The sequence below is a fragment of the Streptomyces sp. NPDC102437 genome, from assembly GCF_044765565.1.
GTDB lineage: Bacteria > Actinomycetota > Actinomycetes > Streptomycetales > Streptomycetaceae > Streptomyces.
This window is the reverse complement of sequence record NZ_JBIWKI010000123.1, coordinates 1-3,724: the sequence shown is the minus strand read 5'-3', so window position 1 is coordinate 3,724 and position 3,724 is coordinate 1. Positions and strand designations below refer to the sequence as shown.

Annotated in this window: 2 protein-coding genes and 2 pseudogenes; 2 read left to right on the top strand and 2 right to left on the bottom strand. The window is 67.2% G+C overall.

The annotated features are described in order from the left end of the window. Positions 1–305 precede the first annotated feature (305 nt). Together ACIRJP_RS42080 and ACIRJP_RS42075 are read right to left on the bottom strand one after the other, a co-directional pair. A pseudogene (locus tag ACIRJP_RS42080) lies at positions 306–1,502 on the bottom strand (IS4 family transposase); the annotation flags it as partial. A 9-nt stretch (positions 1,503–1,511) separates the two neighbouring features. Further along, complete coding sequence (locus tag ACIRJP_RS42075; RefSeq protein ID WP_404186451.1) at positions 1,512–1,967, bottom strand: Lrp/AsnC family transcriptional regulator; 456 nt, start codon at positions 1,965–1,967, stop codon at positions 1,512–1,514. Positions 1,968–2,090: 123 nt separating this feature from the next. Here ACIRJP_RS42075 and ACIRJP_RS42070 point away from each other — a divergent pair, with 123 nt between their 5' ends. Together ACIRJP_RS42070 and ACIRJP_RS42065 are read left to right on the top strand one after the other, a co-directional pair. Next, positions 2,091–2,645, top strand: a complete 555-nt coding sequence (locus ACIRJP_RS42070; protein WP_404186449.1) for an RBBP9/YdeN family alpha/beta hydrolase — start codon at positions 2,091–2,093, stop codon at positions 2,643–2,645. A 60-nt stretch (positions 2,646–2,705) separates the two neighbouring features. Next, positions 2,706–3,490: pseudogene (locus tag ACIRJP_RS42065) on the top strand (helix-turn-helix domain-containing protein); the annotation flags it as partial. Between the last annotated feature and the right edge of the window lie 234 nt (positions 3,491–3,724).

Sequence of the window (3,724 nt, the reverse complement as noted above, 5' to 3'; positions counted from 1 at the left end):
GGCTGGGGACCGGCCATCGGTCACAGGCCGGGGCAGTCGACTCCTCTCCTTGCAACTACCACTGCATGACAGCGACTTCACGTCGCACTGAAAGCCCGAGGCTAGCCTCAATACCGGTAACTTAGTGCTTTGGTATGCGTTTGACTCGTTTTGGTTTGTTGGCGCCAACGAGAGCGATGGCAGCGGTGGTTGGGCGGTCTGCAGTCCGGTGGGCGGCGCGTTTGAGGGGCCAGCCGGCGACTTTGCGTTTGATGACGCGGGGGTTGGTCCGGCGGCGTCGTGGTGGCAGGAGGCGTTCGAGGAGTTCAGTGTGGGTGGCTTTGACCGCGCGAGCGAGTCTGCCGGGGGGAAAATGCCGCCTGGTCGGTGACCTGGCGGCGCACGACGCGCAGTGAGCGGGTGAAGGAGATCCGGTCGGGGTCCTGGTCGGCTTGTTGTGCGGCCTGATGCATCAGGTGCCGGATGGCGTGGTGGACGAGCAGGAAGCCGTAGAGTTCCTGCTCGGCTCCGTCGGGGTGCTGTGAACGCAGCACCAGGTGCGGCCCGCCGAGGTGGGTCTTGATCTCGTCGAGGGTGGACTCGAACTCCCATCGCTGGGCGTAGTGAGCGGCGAGTTCCGCGGCCGGGGCCCTGCCGGGGTCGAGGATCGTGGTGATGAGCCGGTAGGAGCCCTCGTGGCCGGCGATGGTGTACTCCACCGCGCGCACCGGTACCCCGCGACGGGTGTGGTGGATGTCGTTCCGGTCGAAGATCTCGGTGAGGTAGGAGCCGTCCGCCAACTGCTCGACCACGGGGAGCACGAGGTCTTTGCGAACGCGCCACAGCAGGTCCGCCCCGGTGGCTGCGGCCTTGCGCCACAGGTCCACGCCGTAGAAGCCACGGTCGGCCAGCAGCAGCATTCCCGGCCGCAGAGACACCAGGACCGCCCGGGCCAGAGTCTGCTCTCCGGCGCGCAGAGCTCCGATCGCGGCGTCGAAGATGGCGTGGGTGCCGCATTCGACCAGGCCGACCATGCGTAACTGCGGGCACCCGACGTCCTGTTCACCCCGCCCGGAGCGAGGCGGACGGCCGAAGGCGTCCACGTTCGCCTTCGTGTCAGGCAGGTCGAACGTGGTGCCGTCGATCGCGGTCAGCCGCCAGCCGCGGTAGAAGGCGGCCTGAGTGTCCGGTGTGGCGACCGGACGGCACACCCGCGCGAACAACTCCCGCAGCGGTGCCACACCCAACCGGGATCTGGCCTTCCAGATCGCCGCCGTACTCGGCACCACCCACGACGCACGCCAATGGGCGTTCTCAGCCCGCAGCCGCGCCATTTCCTCCGCCGCACTGACGCTGCCGTCGCGGCCTTCGGGCGAGGCCTGGGCCTCGTCCTTGCGGACCCACGTCCGTAGCGACTCCGCGGTGATACCGAGATCCGCGGCCACCGCCGCGTACGTCCGCTTCCCGGCCGTGGCGCGGTACAGCGCGACAGCGTCCTTCCTGAACTCCTCCGGATACGGAGAAGCTGCGGGTCAGGACGCTGTTGACGGTGCCATTGGCAACGACTTGGGCGGGTAGCTGCGCAGGACGAGTGAGGTGGTGACCGGTCCGTAACGGGCGAGGGAGTCCACGACCCGTTCAAGGCGTTCGGCGTGAGAACAGTGCACGTCGAGCAGCAGGCAGTCCTCACCAGTCACGCGTAGGGTCGAGACGACCTCGGGAGTCTGGGCGGCAAGGGCGAGTGCTTGGGACAACTGCGCGTGGGTGGTGCGCAGCCGGACGACGGCGTGGATGTTCAATCCGACTGCGGCTGGGGCAACGACGGCACGGTAGCTGGTGATGATCCCGTTCTTCTCCAGGCGTTGGATGCGGGCGCTGGCTGCCGGCTGGGACAGCCCGACTCGTCGTCCGACCTCGGCTCCGGTGAGCCGGCCGTCGGTCTGGAGCAGTTCCAAGATGGCACGGTCGATCTCGTCGAGTGATTCCATCGTTGTCACCTCCGCTTTCTTTGAGATCACTTACTGAGCCCGATCGTTGCCGCTGATCCATCGAGAATCGCCCCAGGGTGCCCCCGCGGTGTGCGGGGGCCGCGATTGGATGGGTGGTAGGTAATGGTCGCGTACGTCATCATCCCTGGGATCGACGGTTCGGATGAGCGGCACTGGCAGAGCTTGTGGGAGAAGCGATGGAGGCCCTCAGCGGTCCGGATCGCACCGGCATCTTGGAGCAGGCCGGACCTGCCGGACTGGGTTGCCTCGATCCAGGCTGCCTATGAGATCGTTTCCCGGCGTGACAACCAGGTGGCGTTGGTGGCTCACAGTCTTGGCTGCTGGGCAGCTGCGCACTGGCTGGAGCAGGCGCGACCCGACACGGTGGCGGCGTTCCTGGTCGCGCCTCCCAACCCCCAGGGACCGGCGTTCCCACGTGAGGCCGCATCGACGTTCCTGGGCGTATCCGCTCGCCCTTTGCCGTGCCCGAGCCTGATGGTGGCCAGCGACGACGACCCCTACTGCGACCCCGTGACGGCCGCCGCCTTCGCGCTTCAGTGGCAGGCTCAAGGCCACTTCATCGGAAACCACGGCCACATCAATTCCGACAGCGACCTCGGTGACTGGCGCACGGGCTTGGAGCTCCTGGGCAGGCTCATGGACTGCGGAGATGACTGATCCGAAACAGAGGCCCTCCGCGTCGACGCCAGCCCTCACCCCTGCTCAGAAAGCCCGTGCATGCCGCATCGCAATGCCCCGCTGTTCTCCTGAAGGGCGGCGCCGGCTGATCGCCCGTTGCCGGGCACCGCCCGATCGCCCACGTCGCCGCAGAGATGGGAATCTCTCGCACGTGCGCGTCGAAGCGGGGCAACCGCTTCCGCCGCCACGGCGACCTCGGCCTCCTGGACCACTCCTCAGCGCCACGCCGGCAACCCACAACAACTGATGCCGACGTGGTGGTCCGCATTGGGACCTACGCCGCACCCAGAAGTGGTCGGCTGCGAGGGATCGCGTTCGAACTCAACAACGACGGCATCACCATCAGTCGCCGCACCGTGTCGAGTCACCTCGTGAGCCTGGGCCTGAGCCGGCGCCGGTTCATGACCCCAACGGCGAGACCAACCGCGAACCGCGGAAGGTCACCAGCCCACCGCCCCGGGCACATGGTCCACATCGACGCCAAGAAAGTCGGCCGCATCTCCGACGGCCGCGTCTGGCGCGCTCACGGGCGAGGCAGTGGACAAGCCAAAGCCGTGGATCGGCGCAAGAAGAAGACCGAACGCGGCGGCTGCGTCTATCTGCACTCCGCGGTCGACGGCTACAGCCGCCTCGCCTGCCCCGAAGCCCTGCCAGACGAAAAGACCGCGACCGCCGTCGGATTCCTCCACCGCGCCCACGCGTGGTACGCCGCCCACGGCATCACCTGAATCGAACGCATTGTTGCCGACAACGGCGCCTGCTACCGAGCCGACGCCTTCGCCCGCCCACTACTCGGCTCCCGGCATCAACGAACCGCGCCCTACCGGTAATGCTGCGCGCTCCAGTTCGCCGCTCGCCGTGGCCGGGGCCCTTCGGATAACGCGGTTCTTGATCAACTTGAAAAACCGACTCGAAGGTATTTACTATCGAGGCATGGGAAGGCCAGTGGATCAACTGACACCAAAGGGCGCGGCAACGCGCCGGGACATTCTGCGCGCCGCCGCCCGTGTCTTCGATGCCAAGGGGTACTCCCTCGCCCGGATGGACGACGTGGTGAG